The sequence below is a fragment of the Geodermatophilus sp. CPCC 205506 genome, from assembly GCF_051383635.1.
Classification (GTDB): domain Bacteria; phylum Actinomycetota; class Actinomycetes; order Mycobacteriales; family Geodermatophilaceae; genus Geodermatophilus.
In genome coordinates this window covers 118,241-138,880 of the sequence record NZ_JALPKP010000004.1, presented here as the reverse complement: position 1 = coordinate 138,880, position 20,640 = coordinate 118,241, and the positions used below count along the sequence as shown (strand labels likewise).

Below are 20,640 nucleotides of genomic sequence, written 5' to 3'. Positions count from 1 at the left end.
GTACCGGACTGATCCGTACCGTTGACGACGACGTACCGCCCCTGCCGTCGCAGAGCGCGGCCGCAGGAGGACGACGATCGCGTGAGCGTGCCCGGACCTCGGGGGATGCGGGTGGTGACCGTCCCCCACGCCGATGCCTACGTCGACGCCGTCCTGCCGGCGGGCGTGGTCCGCGTCGGGCCGGCGCACGAGCCGAGCCCGTGGCTCGACCCCGCCTACCTCGCGGCGCACGCCGGCCAGGTCGACGTCGTGCACCTGCACTCCGGCTACGGGCACCTGCCCGAGGACGAGGTGGTCAGCTGGACCGAGACGATCCGGCGGACCGGCGTCCCCCTGGTGACGACGGTGCACCAGCTCCGCGACCCGGCGCAGCCCTCGCGGCGCCGGCACGACGCCCACCTCACCGCGCTGCTGGCCACGGCCGAGGTGGTGCTCACCCTCACGCCCGGGGCGGCGGACGAGATCGCCGAGCGGTTCGGCCGGACGGCGATCGTCGTGGCGCACCCCTCGATGGCCACGCCGGTGCCCGGGCTGGGCGCGGAGCGCGGCCTGGTCGGCCTGGCGCTGCGCGGTCACGGACCGGCGCTGCCCGACCCCTCGGGCATGGTGCGGGCCGCCCTGGCGGGTGCGGTGAACGGCGGCGGACGCCTGCGGGTGTTCCTGGCCGACGGCGTCGAGCCCCCGCCGGTACCCGCGGCGGGCGACACCCTCGAGTTCGCGCCGCTCAAGGCGGAGGCGTGGCCGCAGCAGCTGCAGGAGCTGCACGCCGCCGTACTGCCGGAGCAGTGCGGCACCCACTCGCGCGACCTGGAGATCTGCCGGGACGTCGGCACCCGGGTGGTGGCGCCCAGCTGCGGGTGGTTCGCCGACCAGTGGTCCGACGTGGTCGTCTACGACAGCGACGAGGAGAACGGCTTCGACCCGGTCTCGCTGGACGCCGCGGTCGCCGCCGCGCTCACCCGGCCGGCCCCGCGCCCGGCCGACCGCGCCTGGCGGGACGGTCAGCGCGCCGCCGTGCAGGACGTGCACGAGCAGGTCTACGCCCAGGTCGTCGCCGACCGCACCGGCGGCTGACCGGGGTCCACGCGCGCATGGCGGCGGCTGCGCCGCCGTCCCCGCTGAGCGGGGGAGGGGAGACTGTGTGGGCAGGGGCGGGGTCGAACCGCCGACCTCTCGCTTTTCAGGCGAGCGCTCGTACCGACTGAGCTACCTGCCCCTCCCGGTGTCTCCACCGGGGAAGCGACCCTGACGGGACTCGAACCCGCGACCTCCGCCGTGACAGGGCGGCGCGCTAACCAACTGCGCTACAGGGCCTTGCTGGTGGTGCGTGCCCCCAACGGGGTTCGAACCCGTGCTACCGCCTTGAAAGGGCGGCGTCCTGGACCGCTAGACGATGGGGGCTCGTGTTCGCCGGGGGCAGGACAGAACGATACATGCTCTCCCGATCGGGTCTGACACGGGGTGCCCTCGGTGTCCCGAGCGGGCGCTGCGTTGGTCGCATCTCCGCTGGTGAGAGCGCCGAAAAGTGTCGTACCCCCGGCCTGGGTTCGAGCCGTGTCCAGCGAGAGCGGGTTCGGGGTCGGCCTGGCGGTCGCCGATCCCGGGCTGCCCGCCGAGCTGCCGCCGCCCCCTGGGCGACCGGTGCGGCTGGCCGAGGTGCTGCCGGTCGCGGAGCGGTCGCCGGAGGAGAAGGCGCTGGAGCTGCGGCGGGTGCAGGTGCTGGAGTCCATGCTCGCCGCCTACGAGCTGGAGCTGGTCGCGGGGCTGGCCGCTGACCGGCCCGACTCGGTGGACCGTCGGCCGGAGCAGCCTGGTGCCGCGGCGCCCGAGGATCCGGCCGGGCCGGTGCGGCCGCCGGGTGTGAGTGAGTTCTTCGCCGACGAGCTGGCGATGGTGCTCCGCTGCTCGCGGACGGCCGCCACCGTGCTCACCGAGCAGGCGACCACGCTGACGACCGCGCTGGCCGCGACGCTGGCAGCACTGGCCGACGGCCGGTTTGGACTGGTCGCGGGCGCGCGTGCTGGCCCGGGAGCTGGGGTGGAAGGCCCGCGACACCGATCCTGCGGTGATCTCCGCGGCCTGGGGCCGCAGTGCTGCCCCAGGCCGCTGAGTTGTCGCTCAAGCAGTTGGAGGCGGCAGTGCAGCGGGAGCTGGCCGCCCGCGACGCAGCGGCGTCCGATCGCCGCCGCAAGGAGGCTGCGCAGATGGCGAACGTGACCGTGCGGCCGGTCGGTGACCGCATGTCGGAGCTGGTGGCGCTGCTGCCGCACGCGCTCGCGTCCGCGTGCCGGCAGGCCGTCGACGGTCTGCTCGGGCGGCCAAGGTCGCCGGGGACGGGCGGCCGCTGGGCGTGCTGCGGGCCGGCGTGCTCGCGGATCTGGTGCTGCGTCCCTGGGCGACCGACCGGGAGCCGGTGGTCGCGCACGTCCAGGTCACCGTGCCGATCGACGTGGTGACGCCGGCCCGCTTCCTGGCCGAGGGCGCGCCACTCCCGGCGGTGTACACCCCCGTCAACGCCGCGGGCGCCGCGGTGCTGCTGCCGCCCGGCTCCATCCCCGCCCCGATCGGGGAGGTGGACGGGCAGCCGATCACCGCCGCGCACCTGCGCGAGCTGCTCACCCAGCTCGACGCGGTGTGTCCCGGCGGGCGCAGGCCCCGGCCGGCGGCAGCCTGGACATCGCCTTCACCGACGCCGGCGGGGCGCTGCGGGCCACCACCACCCGTGTCGGTGACCACTCCCAGCGGCGTGACCCGCACCACCCGACCACCCGGCCAGCACCCGCCAGAGCTGCACCTGCTCGGCCCGCGCGTGCTCGCCGAACCCCCACCCGAGCCACCGCCGGCACCCGACCCCGCCGACGACCCACCACCCTTCTGACCGTCCCGTGCTGCACGGACCTCCGGACCAGGCCGAGGGCTGTCACGCTCACGCCGTGACCCGTCCCGCGGTCCCGCTCGCCGGCTCGTTGCTGCTCTCCGTCGCGCTCCTCGCCGGGTGCGGCGAGGACGGCAGCGCGGCACCGGACGAGACGACCGCGTCCGCCTCGGCCCCCGGTCCGGCGACGGGAGGGCCGACCGGGGGAACGGACGGCGACACCGACACCGACGGCGACGACGACGACGACGGCGGCGATGCGCCGGCTGACGCGCCACCCTTCCCGGCGGACGTCCGCCCCGACACCGGGGAGGCGTCCGCCGACGCGCAGGTCACCGTCACCGACATCAGGACCGGTCGGCACGAGGGCTTCGACCGGGTGGTGTTCGAGGTCGACGGCACCGGGACGCCTGGCTGGGACGTCCGCTACGTCGACCAGGCGACCTCCCAGGGGAGTGGCGCGCCGGTCGAGGTCGCCGGCGACGCGGTCCTGCAGGTCACGCTGACCGGCGTCGGCAACCCGCTCGACACCGGCGTCGAGGAGTGGGCGGGCCCCGATCCGCTGCCCGGCAACGGCACCGAGGTGGTCGCCGAGGTCGCCTGGGACTCGACCTTCGAGGGCACCTCGGTCGCTTTCGTCGGGACGACCGCGGAGTTGCCCTTCCGGGTCTACCCGCTGGATGGCCCCGCTCGCGTGGTGCTCGAGGTGGCCGACCGCGGCTGAGCCACGGCAGCCGGCGCCGGCGGCCGGTCAGCCCAGCGAGGCGGTCACCTCGACGGAGTCGGTCCCCACGGTCGTGCACTCCAGCGTCAGCGGGCCGGCGCTGACCGTCTCACCCTGGGCGCAGGAGACGCTGGCGTCGCCGACGCGCAGCGACGCCCGCCCGTCCTGGACGCCGCCGAAGGCCAGCGACGTCCCGAGGATCTCGACCTCCGAGCCGTCCCCGTCGAGCGTCACCGAGCACGAGCTGCCGCTGCACGAGAAGTTGTTCGAGGTGACCGAGCAGGCAGTGAGCGCGAGCCCACCGGCGAGGGCGGCAGCGGCCAGACGTGCGGCGCGGGTCGTCGTCGTCGCGGACATGGACCGAGGGTAGGGCCGGGACCTCAGTCCGCCGGGGAGGGGGGCGTGACCTCCTCCGTGCCTGCGCCGTCGGACCCGCCGGTGCCGTCCCCGGCCGCCGACGGCGCGACGACGACCCGCTCGATGGTCACCTCGGTCTCACCGAGGCCGCCGAGGGTGATGTCGTCGTAGGCGGTCAGCTCGCCGCTGACCGGGTCGAGGTAGAGCACCGTGCAGGTCAGCGGCTCCGGGAACTCACCCTGCAGGCCGCGCAGACCCGCGCCGCCGGTCGAGCCCTGCACCATCAGCCGGGTGCCGCCGTCGAGCTCGGTGACCTCCCGCTCGTGGGTGTGCCCGGCCAGCACGACCGGGACGACGCCGTCGAGCGGTGTCGCCTGCTCCGGGTCGTGCACCATCGCGATCGCCGGCGGCTCGATCAGCCCCTCGGCGAACGCGGCCAGGCCCTCCCCGCTCTCCTCCAGCGTCTCGGTGTCGCCGTCGGCGCTCTGGTCGGGGGTGAACCGCGGGTCCGGCGTCCCCACGATGCGGATGCCGGCCACGACGGTCGCCGAGTCGTCCAGCACGGTGGCGTTCTGCTGGGCGGCCACCAGCCCGGCGGTCACCCCGGAGTCGTGGTTGCCGCGGACGAAGACGTAGGGGACGTCCAGGTTCCCGACGGCGGTGATCAGCTGGTTCTCCGGCTCGCTGCCCCAGTCGGTGATGTCCCCGGTGTCCAGGACGCCGTCCACGTCGAACTGGTCGACGACCTGGCGCACCAGGTCGAAGCCGGCGGGGTTCAGGTGGAGATCCGACACGTGCAGCAGGGCGACCGTGCTCGCGGCTCCGCCGCCGGGCGGTGGCAGCGCCGACAGGGCCGAGTAGAGGGTGCTGACGTTGCCGACGAGGTCCTCGAGGGAGGCGCGGTAGGCGTCGAAGCGGGCCACGATGTCCTGCGCGCTGCCGATCAGGCTGTTGGCGTTGATCAGCAGCCCGGTGTAGGTCGGTTGCGACAGCGCCTCGGGCCGCCAGGTCGCCGCCGCCAGCCCGGCGGTCCCGGCCACGAGCGCCGTGGACAGTCCCAGCGCGATGAGCGGCTCCTTGCGGCGCCGCAGCACCAGCAGGGACGTCGCCGTCGCCCCCGCCACCGCCGCGACGGCGGTGAGCACGGCCACCCGCTCGACGGCGTCCCGCAGGTCGGCCGCGACCCGGTCGACGACGCCGTCCAGCTGCGCGGGGTTGCTGGCGAGGGCCTGCGCGCGGATCTCGTCGACCCGGCTGATCTGGATCTCCAGCCGCAGGGGGCCGTCGTAGGCGTCGACCTCGAGCGCGCCCAGGGGCGGGACGTCGAGGTCGGCGCCGCCGCCGGCCGGGCGCAGGGCGAGCGTCGCGTCGAACGGGCCCAGCGGAGCGCTCACCCGCCCGAGCACCAGGATGCCGAGCAGCGCGCCGGCCAGCGCGATCAGCAGCCGGACCGACCACCGCCGAGCGCCCCGGAGCAGGGCGGCGCGGCGCGGCGGGCCGGGAGGACTCGGCTCGCTCACCCGGCCCAGGCTAGTGAGCGCGGGGGGAGGGTGCGGTGCTCAGGCCGTGTCGGGGATCTGGTCGCGGAAGATCCACCGCAGCGCGATGAAGCGCATCAGCCCGATCATCGCCGTGACCGCGACGACGCAGGAGACCTGCAGGTAGATGCTCACCGAGCTGAGCGTCGAGTCGAGGACGCCGAGCGTGGCGCTGGTGGCGAACAGGCCGATGACGGTGATGCCGCCGGCCTCCCACTGCGCGGTGAACCAGTGCACGCGCTCACCGGCGCGGAAGGTGAGCCGGCGGTGCATCTCGTTGGCCAGCGCGGTGGACGCCGCCGTCGCCATGATGTGGGCGGGCAGGTACCCGAGCACCTCGAGGGCGATGAAGAGGGCCGCGTAGACCAGCGTCGTCGCCCCACCGACCAGCACGAAGCGGGTGAACTGGCCGAGGGTGTCCTCCGCCCGGACGCGGGCCGTGATGCTGCTGACGGCGCTGCCGACCGCCGGACGGCGGGTGTGCAGCGAAGGGCAGGTCACGACGGTCCTTCCGGTGGTCACGGGAGCAGGGTCCAGGGTGCCCCTGACAATCTCCTGTGGGCCAGCACTTATTCCCTGGTCACCCGGTGGGGGGCTGTGCGGGCGCTCACGTCTGGGCGCGGTCCGACGGCATCGTCGCAGCGCGCCCAGGGTAGAGGCCCGACATGAGCCTCATGGGGATGTTGGACCGGTTGTCGGACGTGGCGGCCTTCGACAAGGCGATCGAGCCGGCCCGCCGCGCGGTGCGGGCCGGGCTTCCGCAGGCCGTCAAGGACGTCCTGCACGGCACCTGGCTCGGCCATCCCCTCCACCCGGTGCTGGTCCAGGTGCCGGTGGGCAGCTGGGTCTCGGCAGGTCTGCTCGACGCCGTCCCGCGGTTCCGCCCCGCGGCCACCGTGCTGATCGGTACCGGCGTCGCCGCCGCGGTGCCGGCCGCGCTCTCCGGTGCCGCCGACTGGGCGGAGCAGGAGGTGGGCGTGCGCCGGCTGGGCGCCCTGCACGCGACCGCCAACACCGTCGCGCTCGGTCTCTTCGTCGGGTCCCTCGCCGCCCGTCGCCGCGGCCGGGACGGGCTGGGCCGGCTGCTCTCGTACGCGGGCCTGGGCGTCGCCACCGGTTCGGCCGCGGTCGGCGGGCACATGTCCTACGCGCAGTCCTCCGGCGCCTCGCACGCGATCACCGCGGCCCGCGCGCTGAGCACCGACTGGATCGACCTCGGTCCGCTGGACGACCTGCCCGAGGGGCGGCCCGCCCGGCGGCCGGGGAAGGGCGCGAGCGTCGACGTGCCGCTGGTCGCCGTCCGCCGCGGCACGCGGGTGGACGTCATGGTCGGGCCCTGCTCGCACCTCTCCGGGCCCCTGTACGACGGGACGGTCGAGGAGGTCCGTGGCCACGAGTGCCTGGTCTGCCCCTGGCACGGGTCGGCGTTCGACCTGGACAGCGGCGAGCCGCGCCGCGGCCCGGCGGCCAACCCGCAGGGGAAGCTCGAGGTGCGCATGGAGGCCGGCCGGGTGATGGCCAGGCTGCCGGGGCGGCACGAGTAGCACCTCCCGGGGTGCGCCGGGCGGTCTTACGCTCCGGCTCCATGAGGCGCGCGGCGGTGGCGGTGGCCGCCGTGCTCTGCGCGGCCTGCGGTGCCGACCCCTCCGCGGCTCGGCCGGCGACGTCGACGTCCGTGGCGCCGGCCCTGCCCACGGTGCCCGGGATCGAGGCGGAGGTGGTGCGGCTGCGCACCGACGTCGCCGTCGGCGGGCAGGTGCACGTCCGCGTCACCGACTCCGGGAACGAGCCGTTCACCGTCACGTCCGTGGCGGTCGAGTCGCCGGGTTTCGCGCCGGCGCCGGTCACCGCGGTCACCGCGGAGTTCGCGCCGGGCCGGGTCATCGACCTCCCGACGCCCTACGGCGAACCCCGCTGCTCGGCCGGGCCGGCCCCGGCGGCGGCCCGGCTGACCGTGGCCCGCGCCGGTGGTGCGGCCGAGGAGATCCTCGTGCCGCTGACCGGGGATGCGCTCGAACTCGTGCACAGCGAGGAGTGCGCGGTCGCCCGGGTGCGCGCGGTCGTCGACGTCGTCCTGACCGGGCTCACCGGCGGAGCCGAGGAGGTCACGGGCACCGTCGTCCTGACCCGGCACGGGGACGACGACCGCCCGGTGTCCGTGGTCGACGTGCGGCCGAGCGTGGTCTTCGACGTGGCGGTGGACGGGTTGCCGGTCGAGCTGGGGCCGGCGGACGACGAGGTGTCGGCCGACGTCACGTTCACGTCGGTGACCTGCGAGCCGCACGTGCTCGCCGAGACGAAACAGCCGTTCGTCTTCCCGCTCAGCGTGGTCCTCGGCGACGAGGAGCCGGTGCCGGTGCGCCTGCCCGTCGACGAAGGTCAGCAGGGGCTGCTCTGGGACCTGGTGGACCGGGTCTGCGCGCCACCGGCATGAGGCGGACTGGAGTCCGGCCCGGCCGCTCCGGGGGGAACGGTGCGGCCGGGCCGGGGCCTGGAGGGCCACCCCTCAGCGGGGTGACGTCCCCGTCCGGTGCCCCGGCGCGTGTGCGGCGCGGGGTCCCGATCGGGCACCAGTGACGCTAGGTAGCCATGGGCCTGGTCAGGCATCCCCCGAACAGGTGATACGACGTGATGAAGAACACGGACCGTGAAGTTCCGGTTCGAGCCGGGCTCGCGGGGGAACCGGGCTGCGGGTGTTCTTCCTCTTCTCCAGCCGGCTCGGCTGCCTCGGGTCGCTGTTCGTCTCGGCGGTGCTGACCCTGCTCTTCCTCTTCCTGCTCGATGTCCTCTGAGCGGCCGGCGCGAGGGTGGGAGACTCCTCGCCGCAGGGCCTCTAGCTCAACTGGCAGAGCAGCGGACTTTTAATCCGCGGGTTGTGGGTTCGATCCCCACGGGGCCCACCTCGCTGATGTGTTGTTTCGCCTGATGCTCGACCACGGAGCTTCGGGTGATCCCCGACAGTGGTGCGGCTGATGGTCGACAGCTGTTTCGGCTGATCCTCGACGCTCCCTCGATGAGGGAGTTGAACGTCGCTGGGCAGCGCTGTCGGGCGGTGCTGGCGGTGATCGCCGAGGGCCATCCGGTGACCTCGGTGGCCCAGCAGTGGGGCAGACGCTGCACTCATGGATGCGCGGCTGTGAGGACGGCGTGCTGGACGGCCTGGCCGATCGGTCGCATCGGCCCCGGCCGTGTCCGCATCAGATGCCGGCCTGACCGCGGCCTCGGGGTGAGATCAGCCGTGAGAAGTTCGCGGAGTTGGCCAAGCTGCCGATCGCCGATCCGACCACACACACGTCGGCGCTGTACTGCTTCAGCGTGTCATCCCGCGATGAGGTCGATGCGGTCAGCGCCGCTGCGCTGGCGGCGGGCGGCTCTGAGGCGGATGGCGCCGAGGACTACGGCTTCAGATGGACCCGGCGGCGGCGGAGCGGGGCCCCGAGGCGTTCACGGCCTCGATGCAGGACACCGACGCCCGGCCTGACCATCACCACGTGCGGGGCCGGGCCATCATCCCCGCCGTGCCCAGGTCGGCCTCACGACCGTCCCTGCTGCAGCAGCCTGAGCAGCCGCGCCTCGGTCTGCGGCGTGAGCTCCGGCACGGTCACCAGACCGTCGGGCCCGGCACGGGCCTGCAGCCACTGGCAGAACAACATCATCAGCTCATCCCGCGCGATGCGCTCCCGCCGGACCTCGGCAGCCCGCTGACGGTCCTCCTCGGTGATCCAGATGATCGTCACAACGCCCTCCGCTCTGAGCGGCCCACGGGGGGACAGGCTGTGACACCTGTCCTGATCGGAGCTGCGCCACACCGAGCCTCCTCCGGGGCGCCGGCTGCACGCCAGCGCCCCATCACGGTCGGGCCTGGCCTCCGTCGGCTCCCCTTGGTCCACCGTTCGGACGCCTGCGGCATGCGCCGGCGGCCATGCCGGTCCACGTGAGCACGTAGGTGTCACGGAGAGGCAAGAAGTCCGTGCGGAAGAGCTCGTCACCCAGCGGCAGAGTTGCCACCCACCTTCGCATCGCCTCGGTCACGACAACCGATGACTCCGGCCCGCCGTCGCAGTCGAAACGGTGTGCGCGATGCAGAAGAGCGGACTCCGATGGACGGGACCCGGCAGACCGAGTGGTGGGTGACAGGCGGCGGGCGGACAGGCAGCAATGACGGATGGGTTCTGACATGGCGACGATCGAGGACGTCCGGCCGCTGGGCACCGAGTTGGAGCGCTCGTACCAGGTGTACGTACGTGGCTGCTTGAAGTTCCGCGTCAAGCAGATCGTCTACGTGGCGTTCTCCGTGGATGAGAGCGTGATGGGCTTCGCGTTCCCCAAGGAGGAGCGGGAGGCGCTGGTCCTGAGCGACCCGCACAAGTTCCAGCTGCCGACGGCGTCGGACATGCGCTTCAACTGGGTCGAGGCCCACCTCGCTGCACTGGATCCGACCGAGGCACGCGAACTCGTCGTCGACGCGTGGCGCATGGTCGTCCCCAAGAAGCTCTCCAGCGCCGACGACGTCGTCCACCCCGTCGGCCCGGGCTGAAGCCCGGTCCTCGGAACGACTCTCGTCGGCTCGGGCGCTTGGCAGGCGTCTCCCGACCGTGGGCGGCGGCGTCGTCCGCGGCAGGAGTACCGCCGGTGGGGAGCGGGGCCGGCCCAGTGCCCATAGCGTGGTGTCGCCACTGGTCGCACAGAGCGGGAACGCCCATGGAGATCGTGCACTCAGCCATCGCGATCCTGGGCGCGATCGTGCTCATCATCAGGTTCAAGGTCGACCCGGTCATCTCCCTGCTGCTCGCGTGCGTGTACCTCGGGCTCGCCACCGGGCTGGGCGCCGAGGGCACCGTGGCTCAGATCACCGGGGGGTTCGGCGAGATCATGGCCGAGGTCGGCCTGCTCATCGGCTTCGGCGTCCTGATCGGGGCACTGCTGCACGCGATGGGCACCTTCAACGACCTGGTGGAGGTTCTCGCCCGCCGAGTGGGTCGCCGCCTGCCGTATGCGATGGCCGGCACGCTGTCCACGATCTTCCCGTCCATCTACGTCGACGTGCAGGTCGTCCTGGCTGCGCCGATGGCCAAGGAGTCGGCGCCGGCCGTCGACCGCCGGATAGGCCTGCCGTGGCTCGCCGGGGCCATGGCCATCGGCATCTTCGCCGGGTACGTGTTCGTCGTGCCCGGCCTCGCCGCGGTCGCCATCGCCGGGCTGATGGAGGTGCCGCTGGGGACCTATCTGCTGTACGGGCTGCCGATCGGGCTGACGACCGCACTGGTCACGACGTTCCTGTTCCGGCTGCTGCTGGGGCGGGGCTACTGGAACGACAAGACCGACTTCGACCCGGACGTGGTCGTCGAGGAGGGGCGTCCGCACGACGAGGTGGAGGACGTGCCGCGGGCCGACGGCGCCGCGCGGTTGCCTCTGTGGGTGCGTCTGTTGCCGATCCTGGTGCCGCTGGTGTTGATCGCGACCGGGGCGATCGCCGGCCTGGTGGAGTTCTCGAACCCGGTGATCGCCTTCCTCGGCGACGCGAACATCGCTCTGTTCGTGGGGCTGCTGATCGCGTTCGGCATGGTCCGGCCGTCGCTGGGCGCGGACGGGGTCGGCACGGTTCTCACAGCGGGCTTCCACACGACCGGCGAGATCCTGCTCGTCACGGGCGTCGGCGGGTCCCTCGGCGCGGTCATCGCCGAGAGCGGCATGGACGAGACGCTCACGACCCTGTTCTCCGCCGACGAGAACGCGCCTGTGATCCTCAGCATCCTGCTCGCCTGGTTCATCGCCGCGGTGCTGCACTTCGCGATCGGGTCGGTGTCGGTCGGGGCGATCACCGCCGCGGGCATCATCTCGCCGATCGTCGGCTCGCTGGCGGTCGATCCGGTCGTCATCGCGCTGGCGATCGCGTCGGGCGCGATGTTCGCCCTCCACGTCAACAGCAACTTCTTCTGGATGTTCAGCACACTGCTCGATCTCTCCACCAAGGGCAGCCTGAAGACCCTGACGATGGCGACCTCGCTCGGGGCCGTCGTCTCCCTGCCGCTCGTCCTGGGAGCCAGCCTGGTGGCCGCGGCCGTCTGAGCCGGTCGAGGCCCGGGGGGCGCCGGCGAACCGAGCGCGGCCGACGCTCGACCGACAGGTGTGATGTCTCGCCGCGGCCCCGCAACCGGAACGGGCACCCACGCGCCGGCGGCTGCCTGCGCGTGGGTGCCCGTCGCGGAGCACCCGGCGCGGCCGGTCGGGCCGCGCTGGTGGGATCAGTGAGCGGCGCGCGCCTGCGTGCGGCCGTGGTCGGCGTTCCAGTCGTCGTCGCCCTCGGGCTCCTTCGCCAGCAGGGCGGCGCCCACCGACCACACGATGCCGCCGAGCAGGCCGATCCACGCGCCGATCTCGGGCGAGAGGTCCGCACCGCGCTCGAAGGCACCGGGCGCGTCCACGATGTAGCCCAGGGACAGCAGGACGGCGGCGATGCCGACGGCCAGGGCGGTCAGCGAGAGGCCGCGGTGCTGGCGGCCCCGGGCGCGCTTGAGGGCGTACTGCAGAGCCACGGCCAGACCGATGCCCACGAACGCGACGAGCGCGATGCTCGTGTCGGTCTCGTAGCCGGAGCCGGTGGTGCCCTGCTCACCGTCGGTGGACACCCAGTCCAGGTACGTGGCGATCAGGAAGACCACGACGCCGGCCGTGGCGACGTGCGCGCCCATCGGGTTCGCCCGGCGGACGTGCTCGGTGGTGCGGCCACCGGCCGTGTTGGTCGAATCAGTTGTTGCCATGACACCGCGTTACCCCCACGCCCATGATCGACACGGAACGTGACTGAACCGTCATTCACTCCCGCAGCGGGCCGGTGCGGCTCGGGTCGACCGGTCACCGGGACGGGGAAGAGCGCAGTCGGGACGGGCAGTGCCCGCACGCGACTCCCTCAGCTCAGTTGTAGCAGGTTTCGGGCGGCCTCATGAGGCTCGGGGATCCGATCTAAGGTCACGGACCTCAGATCGGAGCTGATGACGTGAACCACCTGACCACCAGCGCGTTCGACCTCCCCGACAACCTCATCGCCAAGGCCGATCCGGCGCTGATCGCCGACGACGAGCTGCACTTCACCGCGATCGCCGAGAGCCTCGCGCAGTCGATCGCCGACCTGTCCGACCGCCTCGATGCCGAGCGCAGGGCGAAGGGCGGCACCGGCCAGGCGGCGCTGGACCGGGACCTGGAGATCCACCGGCTGACCGCCCGCCTGCGCACCCTGCGCCGCTTCGGTCTGGACCTGTGCCTCGGGCACATCGTCCGTGCCGACGACCCCGAGCCGGTGTACATCGGACGGCTCGGCCTCACCGACAGCACGGGTCGCCGGCTGCTGCTGGACTGGCGCTCGCCCGCGGCCGAGCCGTTCTTCGGAGCGACGCACGCCAACCCGATGGGCCTGGTCAGCCGCCGCCGGTATCGCTGGACCCGCGGCCGGATCAGCGACTACTGGGACGAGGTGTTCACCTCGGAGGGGTTCGCGGGGCACGCCGCCGCGCTCGACGACCAGTCCGCCTTCATCGCCAGCCTGGGTGGCACCCGATCGGCCCGGATGCGCGACGTGCTCGGCACGATCCAGGCAGACCAGGACGCCGTCATCCGCGCCGGATCCTCCGGCGCCCTCGTCGTCGACGGCGGTCCGGGGACGGGGAAGACCGTCGTCGCCCTGCACCGCTCCGCCTACCTCGTCTACTCCGACCCCCGCCTCGGCGACCACCGGGGTGGCGTGCTCTTCGTCGGTCCGCACCAGCCCTATCTGGCCTACGTCGCCGACGTCCTCCCCAGCCTCGGCGAGGAGGGCGTCCAGACCTGCACGCTGCGGAACCTCGTGGCCGAGGGGGCCGCAGCGGCGGTGGAGACGGACCCGGCGGTGGCCCGCCTGAAGTCGTCCGCCGACCTGGTGGAGGCGATCGAGACGGCCGTCCGGTTCTACGAGGAGCCGCCGACCGAGGTGCTGACGGTCGAGACGCCCTGGTCCGACATCCGGCTGACCGCGGACGACTGGGCCGAGGCGTTCGAGGCGGCCGAACCCGGCACCCCGCACAACGAGGCGCGCGAGCAGGTCTGGGAGCAGCTGGTCACGATCCTGATGGACAAGGACGACGGCGACGCCGCGCCCGACCTGCTCCGGAAGTCGCTGCAGCAGAACCGGGAGCTGCTCGCGACCGTCAACCGGGCGTGGCCGCTGCTCGAAGCAGCCGACCTCGTCGGAGACCTGTGGTCGGTACCGGCCTACCTGCGGAGGTGCGCTCCGTGGCTCGGCCCGGACGAGGTCCGGACCCTGCAGCGCGAGGACCCGCATGCCTGGACGGTGTCCGACCTGCCGTACCTGGACGCCGCCCGGCAGCGGCTCGGCGACCCGGAGGCGGCACGGCGCAAGCGCCGGCACGACGCCGCGGTCGCCGTCGAGCGCGAGCGCATGGCCACCGTCATCGACCGGCTGATCGAGGCCGACGACGACGGTGAGGGCCTGGTGACGAGCCTGCGCCAGCAGGATCTGCGGGATGCCCTGGTCGACGAGAGCGGGCTGACCGGCGCCGACCCGGACCTCCTCGCGGGCCCGTTCGCGCACGTCGTCGTGGACGAGGCGCAGGAGCTGACCGACGCGGAGTGGCAGATGCTGCTGCTGCGCTGCCCGTCCCGGAGCTTCACCATCGTCGGCGACCGGGCCCAGGCCAGGCACGGCTTCACGGAGACGTGGCAGGAACGGCTCGAGCGGATCGGTCTCGACCGGATCCGGATGGCCTCCCTGAGCATCAACTACCGGACCCCGGAAGAGGTCATGGCGGAGGCCGAGCCGGTCATCCGGGCAGCGCTCCCGGATGCCAACGTCCCGACCTCCATCCGCAGCAGCGGTCTGCCCGTCGTCCACGGCTCCGTCGCGGACCTGGGCTCGGTCCTCGACACCTGGCTCGTCGCGCACGCCGAGGGGATCGCCTGCGTGATCGGCGATCCCACGTTCCCGGCGACGTCCCGCGTCCGGTCGCTTCCGCCGGAGCTGTCGAAGGGGCTCGAGTTCGACCTCGTCGTGCTCGTCGACCCCGAGGCGTTCGGCGAGGGCATCGAGGGAGCGGTCGACCGCTACGTCGCGATGACCCGGGCGACCCAGCAACTCGTCGTCCTCACGAGCTCCTGATGTCGGAGGAAGTCGCAACGCGTTCCTGGTGATCTTGGGACCGTGCCGGGGTATGCCGATGTCGGGCCGAGAGAGCGGCCGCCCCGAGGAGGCTCGACATGACGAAGTTCCGCGTGAGCCTGGAGTTCGACCTGGACATCGGCGACGACGCGCAGGCCCGGGCGCTGGCCGCGGACTCGATGCAGCGACGGGTGCGGGCCGTCGAGGCGGACGGCCGTCAGCCGGAGACGTGGCGCGGGGAGTCCCCGGAGGTCACGCTCCACGCCGTGGCACAGGACATGGAGGCGACCGCGGTGATGCTCGCGCTCGAGGTCCTGCGCCGCGGTGCCCGGACCGTGCCGTGGCTGCGGATCACCGAGGTGGACGTCCGCAACGCCCCGACCGTGCGCTGACCGACGGGCCGGCGCCGGTCACCTCGGCACGACGAGTCGCAGCGACGTCCCGCGGCCCGGCGCGGTGGTGAGCTCCAGCGTCGCGCCGGCCTGCTCGGCGAGGTCGCTGAGGACGCGCAGGCCGAAGTGACCGGTCCCGGTCGGGGCCGACGCCTCCGCGGGGTCGAAGCCGACGCCGTCGTCGCGCACCTCCAGGGTGACCGACCCCGCCGTGTCCACGACGGTCACGACGGCGGTCCCGGCACGGGCGTGTCTCACCACGTTGAGCAGTGCCTCCTGGGCGACCCGGAACAGCAGGGCCGCCGTCTCCGGCGGCACGTCGAGGTCGTCCGGCAGGTGCAGCCGGGTGTCGACCCCGCGGGACCGGACGCGGGCGGTCAGGTCCCCGAGGGCCGCCGGCAGGCCGGCCTGCGCCAGGTGGGGTGGGTAGATCTCGATGAGGAGGGACCGGAGGGAGGCCACCGACTGGCGGACGGCGTCGGTGGCGCTGCGCAGGTCCGTCGCGAGCGCCTCGTCGTCCGCGGCCTCGCCCGGCTGTCGCTCGAGGCGCTGGAGCGCCCGGGACATGATCAACGGAGCCGCGGAGAGCTCCTGCACGACGCCGTCGTGCAGGTTGCCGGCGATCCGCCGGCGCTCCTCGGCGGTCGCCTCCGCGGCCCGCGCGTGCAGCCGCAGCCGCTCCCGGTCGGCGGCCCGCACGTCCCGGATCATCCGGCGGGCCAGCGGTACCTGGAGGAGGGTCAGGAGCCCGAGGGCAGCCGCCGAGATCGGGGCGATGTTCAGCCAGATGGTCCGCTGCCGGCTGGTGACCTGGTCGTGGCTGAAGTAGACCTCCAGCACCAGCCGCTCGCCCGAGGGGGTGGTGATCGGCCGGTACACCTCCAGCAGCCGGCCCTCCGAGCGCTCGAACACGTTCTCCGCGGAACCGAGGTCGCTGACCTCGGCGGACATGCCGGCGAGCGTGTCGACCTGGTACTCACCCGCCGGGAAGCTGCGGCCCATCAGCTGGTCCTCGTCCGAGTAGACGATCCGCTCGCTCTCGTCCCAGATCTTGATCCGCACCACCGAGGCGTCACGGAGTTGCCCCTCGACGACGGCGTCCAGTCGTGCCGCCGCCCGGGTGTCCCCGGCGAGCAGGGCGTCGTCGAGGTTGGGCTCGATCAGCAGGGCGGCCAGCAGGTCGGTCCTGCTCCGGGCATCGGCCAGCGACTCGTTGCGCGCCGCCACGTGGCTCGCCCACACGCTGCTCGCGAGCAGCACCGCCGCCGCGAGGAGGTTGCCGGCCACGAACCGGGCGAGCACCCTGCGGGCGGTCGGGGGAGCGCCGCCGGCGCGCCGCGGGCCGCCCGGCGCGCCGGGACCCGCCAGCCGCACCGGCGGCGCGGTCTCGCCCGCGGGCACCTGCTCAGTCCGTGCGCTCTCGGGTGCAGCCACCGTGACCCCTCCCCGCCCGCACCTGCCGCGGTCCCCCGTCGGTCGCGGTCATGTGGTCAGGGCTCGCGTCGGCACCCTGCGGATCAGAGATCATGGTGCGAACTGCCGCGCTCCGCCGGCAACCCCCGATGGGTGGGGTCGCCGGCGCCCCGGAGCCACCGACGTCAGCGGTGCCGCCGCGGGCTGTCGGCGACGCGGGCGGACGCCGTCCCGTCGGGGGAGGAGGCCACGAGGGAGTCCCAGCCGCTCTCGATGACCGCGCTCGCGGCGGGCGTCCACGCCGTTCCGCCGGCCGCGACCGCCCGGAGGTGGTCCGGCAGTTCCGCGGGGTCGTCGTCCTTGAGCAGGTAGCCGGCCACGCCCAGGGCCCGCGCCTCGAACGCCGTCGCCGGGGTGAGGCCACCGGTGAGGACGACGACGCGCACCTCGGGATGGGAGACGAGCAGCGCCTGGGTGGCCTGGAGGCCGTCCAGCACGGGCATCTTCAGGTCCATCAGGACCACGTGCGGCCGGGTGCGTCCGACGGCGTCGACGATCTGGCCGCCGTCGGAGCACTCGCCGACCACCTCGAAGTCGTCACTGCCGGCGAGGAGCTCGGTGAGGGCGTCCCGGATGAGCTGGTGGTCGTCGGCGATGAGGACCCTGATCGGCATCGAGCACTCCTCGGAACTCCGTTCCCCCTCACCTCTGCTTGGTCGTGCGGAAGCGCGGATACCCCACCGGCGACCGACGATGCATGGCTTCACCTGCGGTGACACGCCGGTCGGTGACCGTCGCCCGGGGTCACCGTGCCGGTCGCGACGCCGGTCACGCTCGGCGGGAGCTGCCGGTGTCTACATGTGGGCGCGGCGGGCGGCGGGTCACCGTCCCCGTTCGGGCCGTTGGCAACGATCCGGGAACGCGGGCCCCGCGGCCGGTCGGGCGGAGCCGGTCGGCGGCGCCGACGCGCCTACGTTTCTGCCACCCCCCGCTGCCGGTTCCGGTGGCGCGGGGGCACCGGCGCACTTCCCCCGCGCCGGTCCCATGGACGGGAGTGGTGAGCAGGGTGTCTGGTCTGTCCAGCGGTGAGGTCCTCCTCGGCGGCGCGATCCGGCAGGGCTGGTGGCTGGTGGTCGACGACGACGGCGCGGACCGGATCCTCGCCGGGCCGTTCTCCGACCGCGCCGAGGCCGGCTGGGCCGCCGGCCCGGAGGGTCACGACGGCGCCCGGCCGGTGTACGGCGTGCGCCGGGCCGACGGCGTGCTCGCCCGCCGGCCGTCACCGCAGGACTGGGCCTGGCTGGCCCACCTGGGCGGTCAGCTCGACCGGCTGCCCGAGGACTGGGACGCCGACCTCTCCGACGACGACCCGCTGACCACGCTCGTGGTGGAGATCGCCGCGGTGCTGGCCGAGGCGGGCCTGCCGCTGCACGACGCCGGCGGGTCCGAGGGCGCGATCGGCGGGGCCTGCCTGGTGCTGGAGCCGGCGCTCGGCGGGGTCGTCGTCGGCTGGCGCCAGCACGACCGGGTGAGCGTCGACCAGGTCCACGGCGCCGCCGCGGACGCGATGGTGCAGCAGGTGATGAACCGCGCGCTGGGCGACGTGCTGCGGCTGCACGGCTTCGCGGTCGAGTCCTTCGGCGACACCGGCGGTGCCGTCGTCCGGTGGGCGGCCTGACCGCGGCCGGTCCTCAGCAGGACGACGGCTGCCCGTCGGCCGTGCCGGCCGCGGTGCCCGCCGTGCTCAGCACCGCGGCGACGGCGTCCAGGGCCCCCGGCACGAGGGCGTAGTAGGCCCAGACGCCGCGCTTGTCACGGGTGAGCAGGCCGGCGTCGACGAGCACCTTGAGGTGGTGGCTGACCGTCGGCTGGGACAGCCCCAGCGGCTCGGTCAGGTCGCAGACGCAGGCCTCGCCGCCGGCGTGGGCGGCGACCAGGGAGAGCAGGCGCAGCCGGGCCGGGTCGGCGAGGGCCTTGAGCGTGCGGGCGAGGTCGGCGGCCTCCTGGGCGGTCAGCGCCTGCCGGACGATCGGCGCGCAGCAGGCGGGAGCGGGGAGGACGGCGAGGCTCACCGGGCCAGTATGCGCACGACATTGACGCCCGTCGATCCCTCGGGCAGCCTGGTGGCATCGACGAGCGTCGATGCCGTCTGCGCCTGCGAAGGGGATCCCGCCGTCCATGAGTGACACCGTCGCCGACACCCCGCGAGCCGGAACGGACCCGGAGACGCCCGTCCTCGCCCGGCTGTCGACGCTGGACCGGTTCCTGCCGGTGTGGATCGTCGCGGCGATGGCCCTCGGGCTCGCCCTGGGCCGCTGGGTGCCCGGTCTGGACGAGGCGCTGACCGCCGTCGAGGTGGGCAACGTCAGCCTGCCCATCGCCGTCGGGCTGCTGCTGATGATGTACCCGGTGCTGGCGAAGGTCCGGTACTCCGAGCTCGACCGGGTCACCGGCGACCGGACGCTGCTCGTCGCGAGCCTCGTGCTCAACTGGGTGCTCGGGCCGGCGCTGATGTTCGCGCTGGCCTGGCTGCTGCTCCCGGACCTGCCCGAGTACCGCACCGGGCTGGTCATCGTGGGCCTCGCGCGCTGCATCGCCATGGTGCTGATCTGGAACGACCTCTCCTGCGGCGACCGCGAGGCGGCCGCCGTGCTGGTCGCGCTCAACTCGGTGTTCCAGATCCTCGCCTTCGCGGCCCTGGGCTGGTTCTACCTGCAGGTGCTGCCCGGCTGGCTGGGCCTGCCGACGACGTCGGCCGAGTTCAGCGTCTGGGCCATCCTCGCCTCGGTGCTGGTCTTCCTCGGCATCCCGCTGCTGGCCGGGTTCCTCACGCGCACGCTGGGGGAGCGGGCTCGCGGCCGCGCCTGGTACGAGGGCCGGTTCCTGCCCCGGATCGGCCCGGTCGCCCTCTACGGGCTGCTGTTCACCATCGTCATGCTCTTCGCGCTGCAAGGCGAGGCGATCACCTCGCAGCCCTGGGACGTCGCCCGCATCGCGCTGCCCCTGCTGGCCTACTTCGCGGCGGTCTTCGGCGGCTCGTTCCTGCTCGGCATGCGCCTGCGGCTGGGCTACGCCAAGACCGCGACGCTGGCCTTCACCGCCGCGGGCAACAACTTCGAGCTGGCCATCGCCGTGGCCATCGGCACCTTCGGCGTCACCTCCGGGCAGGCCCTCGCCGGCGTCGTCGGGCCGCTCATCGAGGTGCCGGTCCTCGTCGCCCTCGTCTACGTGGCCCTCTGGGCCGCCCGCCGCTGGTTCCCCGGCGACCCCACCGTCCCCGACGCGCTCCGGAGCACCCGATGAGCACTCACCGGCCCAGCGTGCTGTTCGTCTGCGTGCACAACGCCGGCCGCTCCCAGATGGCGGCCGGCTGGCTGCGGCACCTCGCCGGGAACGCGGTCGAGGTCCGGTCGGCCGGGTCGCTCCCCGGTGACCGGGTCAACCCCGCGGCCGTCGAGGCGATGGCCGAGGTGGGCATCGACATCTCCGGTCAGCATCCCAAGGTGCTCACCACCGACGCCGTCGAGGCCTCCGACGTCGTGATCACGATGGGCTGCGGCGACGCCTGCCCGGTCTTCCCCGGCAAGCGCTACCTCGACTGGGCGCTGGAGGACCCGGCCGGCAAGGGCGTGGCCGCGGTGCGGCCGATCCGCGACGAGATCGGGTCCCGGATCCGCGGGCTGCTCGCCGACCTCGCGCTTGACCCTGGACCCCGCTCCAAGGCCTAGCGTCCGGCTCATGACGACGACGGTCCGGCGCGGGTTGCGGGTCGCGGAGCTGGCCCGCGCCGTGGGTGTCCGGCCGGACACCATCCGGTACTACGAGCGGGCCGGTCTCCTGCCGGCGCCGGCCCGGACCTCGACCGGGTACCGCGACTACGACGGCGGGGCGGTCGACCGGCTGCGCTTCATCCAGGGCGCCCAGCGGCTGGGCCTGCGGCTGGCCGACATCCGCGGCCTGCTCGCCGTCCGCGACACCGGCTCCTGCCCCTGCGAGCCGGCCGAGGCGCTGCTGCGCCGGCGGATGGCCGAGGTCGACGCCGAGATCGCCCGGCTGGCCGCGCTGCGCGCCGAGATGGCGGCCATGGCCGACGCGCTGCCCGACGCCGACTGCCCGCCCCCGACCCCCGGCACCTGGTGCCCACCGGTGGAGGGAGGTGAGACGACGTGCGCGAGCTGACCCCGATCTGCGAC

At 73.7% G+C, this 20,640-nt stretch carries 22 protein-coding genes, 4 tRNA genes and 1 pseudogene; 16 read left to right on the top strand and 11 right to left on the bottom strand.

The window, feature by feature from the left end:
• Positions 1-81 precede the first annotated feature (81 nt).
• Positions 82-1,074 (top strand): glycosyltransferase, encoded by a 993-nt coding sequence (locus MY520_RS03900; RefSeq protein WP_436690279.1) that lies wholly within the window; start codon positions 82-84, stop codon positions 1,072-1,074.
• Positions 1,075-1,142: 68 nt separating this feature from the next.
• On the opposite strand, the gene MY520_RS03895 is transcribed toward MY520_RS03900, so the two are convergent.
• The 3 genes from MY520_RS03895 to MY520_RS03885 form a co-directional block, all read right to left on the bottom strand.
• Positions 1,143-1,216: transfer RNA gene (locus tag MY520_RS03895), tRNA-Phe, on the bottom strand.
• A gap of 24 nt (positions 1,217-1,240) precedes the next feature.
• Positions 1,241-1,314, bottom strand: a tRNA-Asp gene (locus tag MY520_RS03890).
• Positions 1,315-1,328: 14 nt separating this feature from the next.
• Positions 1,329-1,401: transfer RNA gene (locus tag MY520_RS03885), tRNA-Glu, on the bottom strand.
• A 153-nt stretch (positions 1,402-1,554) separates the two neighbouring features.
• On the opposite strand from MY520_RS03885, the gene MY520_RS03880 reads away from it, so the two are divergent.
• The 3 genes from MY520_RS03880 (at position 1,555) to MY520_RS03870 (ending at position 3,599) form a co-directional block, all read left to right on the top strand.
• Positions 1,555-2,217 carry a hypothetical protein gene (locus tag MY520_RS03880; protein ID WP_436690277.1) on the top strand — a complete coding sequence of 221 codons (663 nt, stop codon included), beginning with the start codon at positions 1,555-1,557 and terminating at the stop codon, positions 2,215-2,217.
• A gap of 67 nt (positions 2,218-2,284) precedes the next feature.
• Positions 2,285-2,878 (top strand): hypothetical protein, encoded by a 594-nt coding sequence (locus MY520_RS03875; RefSeq protein ID WP_436690275.1) that lies wholly within the window; start codon positions 2,285-2,287, stop codon positions 2,876-2,878.
• Positions 2,879-2,933: 55 nt separating this feature from the next.
• Entirely contained in the window at positions 2,934-3,599 is a 666-nt protein-coding gene (locus MY520_RS03870) for an AMIN-like domain-containing (lipo)protein (RefSeq protein ID WP_436690273.1), read from the top strand.
• 27 nt (positions 3,600-3,626) lie between these two features.
• Here MY520_RS03870 and MY520_RS03865 read toward each other — a convergent pair whose 3' ends face one another.
• Genes MY520_RS03865 through MY520_RS03855 form a run of 3 tightly spaced genes read right to left on the bottom strand, consistent with a single transcriptional unit; the run spans position 3,627 to position 6,016 of the window.
• Positions 3,627-3,956, bottom strand: coding sequence for a hypothetical protein (locus MY520_RS03865; protein WP_436690271.1), 330 nt, complete (start codon positions 3,954-3,956; stop codon positions 3,627-3,629).
• 23 nt (positions 3,957-3,979) lie between these two features.
• A complete protein-coding gene (locus MY520_RS03860) occupies positions 3,980-5,476 on the bottom strand; it encodes a metallophosphoesterase family protein (RefSeq protein ID WP_436690269.1) in 1,497 nt (498 codons plus the stop codon).
• 39 nt (positions 5,477-5,515) lie between these two features.
• The gene (locus MY520_RS03855) at positions 5,516-6,016 is read right to left on the bottom strand and encodes a GtrA family protein (RefSeq protein WP_436690267.1); all 501 of its coding nucleotides are present in this window, start codon (positions 6,014-6,016) and stop codon (positions 5,516-5,518) included.
• 143 nt (positions 6,017-6,159) lie between these two features.
• Between MY520_RS03855 and MY520_RS03850 the strand changes: the two genes are divergently transcribed.
• The 4 genes and pseudogenes from MY520_RS03850 to MY520_RS03835 form a co-directional block, all read left to right on the top strand.
• Complete coding sequence (locus MY520_RS03850) at positions 6,160-7,038, top strand: DUF2231 domain-containing protein (protein ID WP_436690265.1); 879 nt, start codon at positions 6,160-6,162, stop codon at positions 7,036-7,038.
• 41 nt (positions 7,039-7,079) lie between these two features.
• Positions 7,080-7,928, top strand: coding sequence for a hypothetical protein (locus MY520_RS03845; protein WP_436690263.1), 849 nt, complete (start codon positions 7,080-7,082; stop codon positions 7,926-7,928).
• A gap of 393 nt (positions 7,929-8,321) precedes the next feature.
• Positions 8,322-8,394 (top strand) — tRNA-Lys (locus MY520_RS03840).
• 113 nt (positions 8,395-8,507) lie between these two features.
• A pseudogene (locus tag MY520_RS03835) lies at positions 8,508-8,704 on the top strand (IS481 family transposase); the annotation flags it as partial.
• Between the two features lie 323 nt (positions 8,705-9,027).
• Here the strand turns inward: MY520_RS03835 and MY520_RS03830 are convergent.
• Positions 9,028-9,231, bottom strand: coding sequence for a hypothetical protein (locus MY520_RS03830; protein ID WP_436690261.1), 204 nt, complete (start codon positions 9,229-9,231; stop codon positions 9,028-9,030).
• Positions 9,232-9,671: 440 nt separating this feature from the next.
• Here MY520_RS03830 and MY520_RS03825 point away from each other — a divergent pair, with 440 nt between their 5' ends.
• Both MY520_RS03825 and MY520_RS03820 read left to right on the top strand, forming a co-directional pair.
• Positions 9,672-10,031, top strand: coding sequence for an MmcQ/YjbR family DNA-binding protein (locus tag MY520_RS03825; RefSeq protein WP_436690259.1), 360 nt, complete (start codon positions 9,672-9,674; stop codon positions 10,029-10,031).
• Between the two features lie 164 nt (positions 10,032-10,195).
• Entirely contained in the window at positions 10,196-11,563 is a 1,368-nt protein-coding gene (locus tag MY520_RS03820) for a GntP family permease (RefSeq protein WP_436690257.1), read from the top strand.
• 176 nt (positions 11,564-11,739) lie between these two features.
• Here the strand turns inward: MY520_RS03820 and MY520_RS03815 are convergent, their stop codons facing one another.
• A complete protein-coding gene (locus MY520_RS03815; RefSeq protein ID WP_436690255.1) occupies positions 11,740-12,255 on the bottom strand; it encodes a hypothetical protein in 516 nt (171 codons plus the stop codon).
• A 236-nt stretch (positions 12,256-12,491) separates the two neighbouring features.
• On the opposite strand from MY520_RS03815, the gene helR reads away from it, so the two are divergent.
• Both helR and MY520_RS03805 read left to right on the top strand, forming a co-directional pair.
• The gene (gene helR, locus MY520_RS03810) at positions 12,492-14,642 is read left to right on the top strand and encodes an RNA polymerase recycling motor ATPase HelR (protein WP_436690253.1); all 2,151 of its coding nucleotides are present in this window, start codon (positions 12,492-12,494) and stop codon (positions 14,640-14,642) included.
• Between the two features lie 98 nt (positions 14,643-14,740).
• Complete coding sequence (locus MY520_RS03805) at positions 14,741-15,034, top strand: hypothetical protein (RefSeq protein ID WP_436690252.1); 294 nt, start codon at positions 14,741-14,743, stop codon at positions 15,032-15,034.
• Between the two features lie 18 nt (positions 15,035-15,052).
• On the opposite strand, the gene MY520_RS03800 is transcribed toward MY520_RS03805, so the two are convergent.
• The gene (locus MY520_RS03800) at positions 15,053-16,468 is read right to left on the bottom strand and encodes a sensor histidine kinase (RefSeq protein ID WP_436690250.1); all 1,416 of its coding nucleotides are present in this window, start codon (positions 16,466-16,468) and stop codon (positions 15,053-15,055) included.
• Between the two features lie 164 nt (positions 16,469-16,632).
• Positions 16,633-17,121, bottom strand: a complete 489-nt coding sequence (locus tag MY520_RS03795; RefSeq protein ID WP_436690248.1) for a response regulator — start codon at positions 17,119-17,121, stop codon at positions 16,633-16,635.
• 383 nt (positions 17,122-17,504) lie between these two features.
• On the opposite strand from MY520_RS03795, the gene MY520_RS03790 reads away from it, so the two are divergent.
• Positions 17,505-18,125: a hypothetical protein gene (locus MY520_RS03790; RefSeq protein ID WP_436690246.1), complete on the top strand. Its 621-nt coding sequence runs from the start codon at positions 17,505-17,507 to the stop codon at positions 18,123-18,125.
• A gap of 13 nt (positions 18,126-18,138) precedes the next feature.
• Here the strand turns inward: MY520_RS03790 and MY520_RS03785 are convergent, their stop codons facing one another.
• On the bottom strand, positions 18,139-18,519 hold the full coding sequence (locus tag MY520_RS03785; protein WP_436690244.1) for an ArsR/SmtB family transcription factor: 381 nt from the start codon (positions 18,517-18,519) through the stop codon (positions 18,139-18,141).
• Between the two features lie 106 nt (positions 18,520-18,625).
• Here MY520_RS03785 and arsB point away from each other — a divergent pair, with 106 nt between their 5' ends.
• From arsB to MY520_RS03770, 3 genes are read left to right on the top strand one after another with little or no spacing between them, the layout of a single operon-like run.
• On the top strand, positions 18,626-19,750 hold the full coding sequence (gene arsB, locus MY520_RS03780) for an ACR3 family arsenite efflux transporter (RefSeq protein WP_436690242.1): 1,125 nt from the start codon (positions 18,626-18,628) through the stop codon (positions 19,748-19,750).
• Entirely contained in the window at positions 19,747-20,175 is a 429-nt protein-coding gene (locus MY520_RS03775) for an arsenate reductase ArsC (RefSeq protein WP_436690240.1), read from the top strand. Before arsB ends, MY520_RS03775 begins: the two co-directional genes overlap by 4 nt.
• A gap of 10 nt (positions 20,176-20,185) precedes the next feature.
• The gene (locus MY520_RS03770) at positions 20,186-20,626 is read left to right on the top strand and encodes a heavy metal-responsive transcriptional regulator (RefSeq protein WP_436690238.1); all 441 of its coding nucleotides are present in this window, start codon (positions 20,186-20,188) and stop codon (positions 20,624-20,626) included.
• The last annotated feature ends 14 nt before the right edge of the window (positions 20,627-20,640 follow it).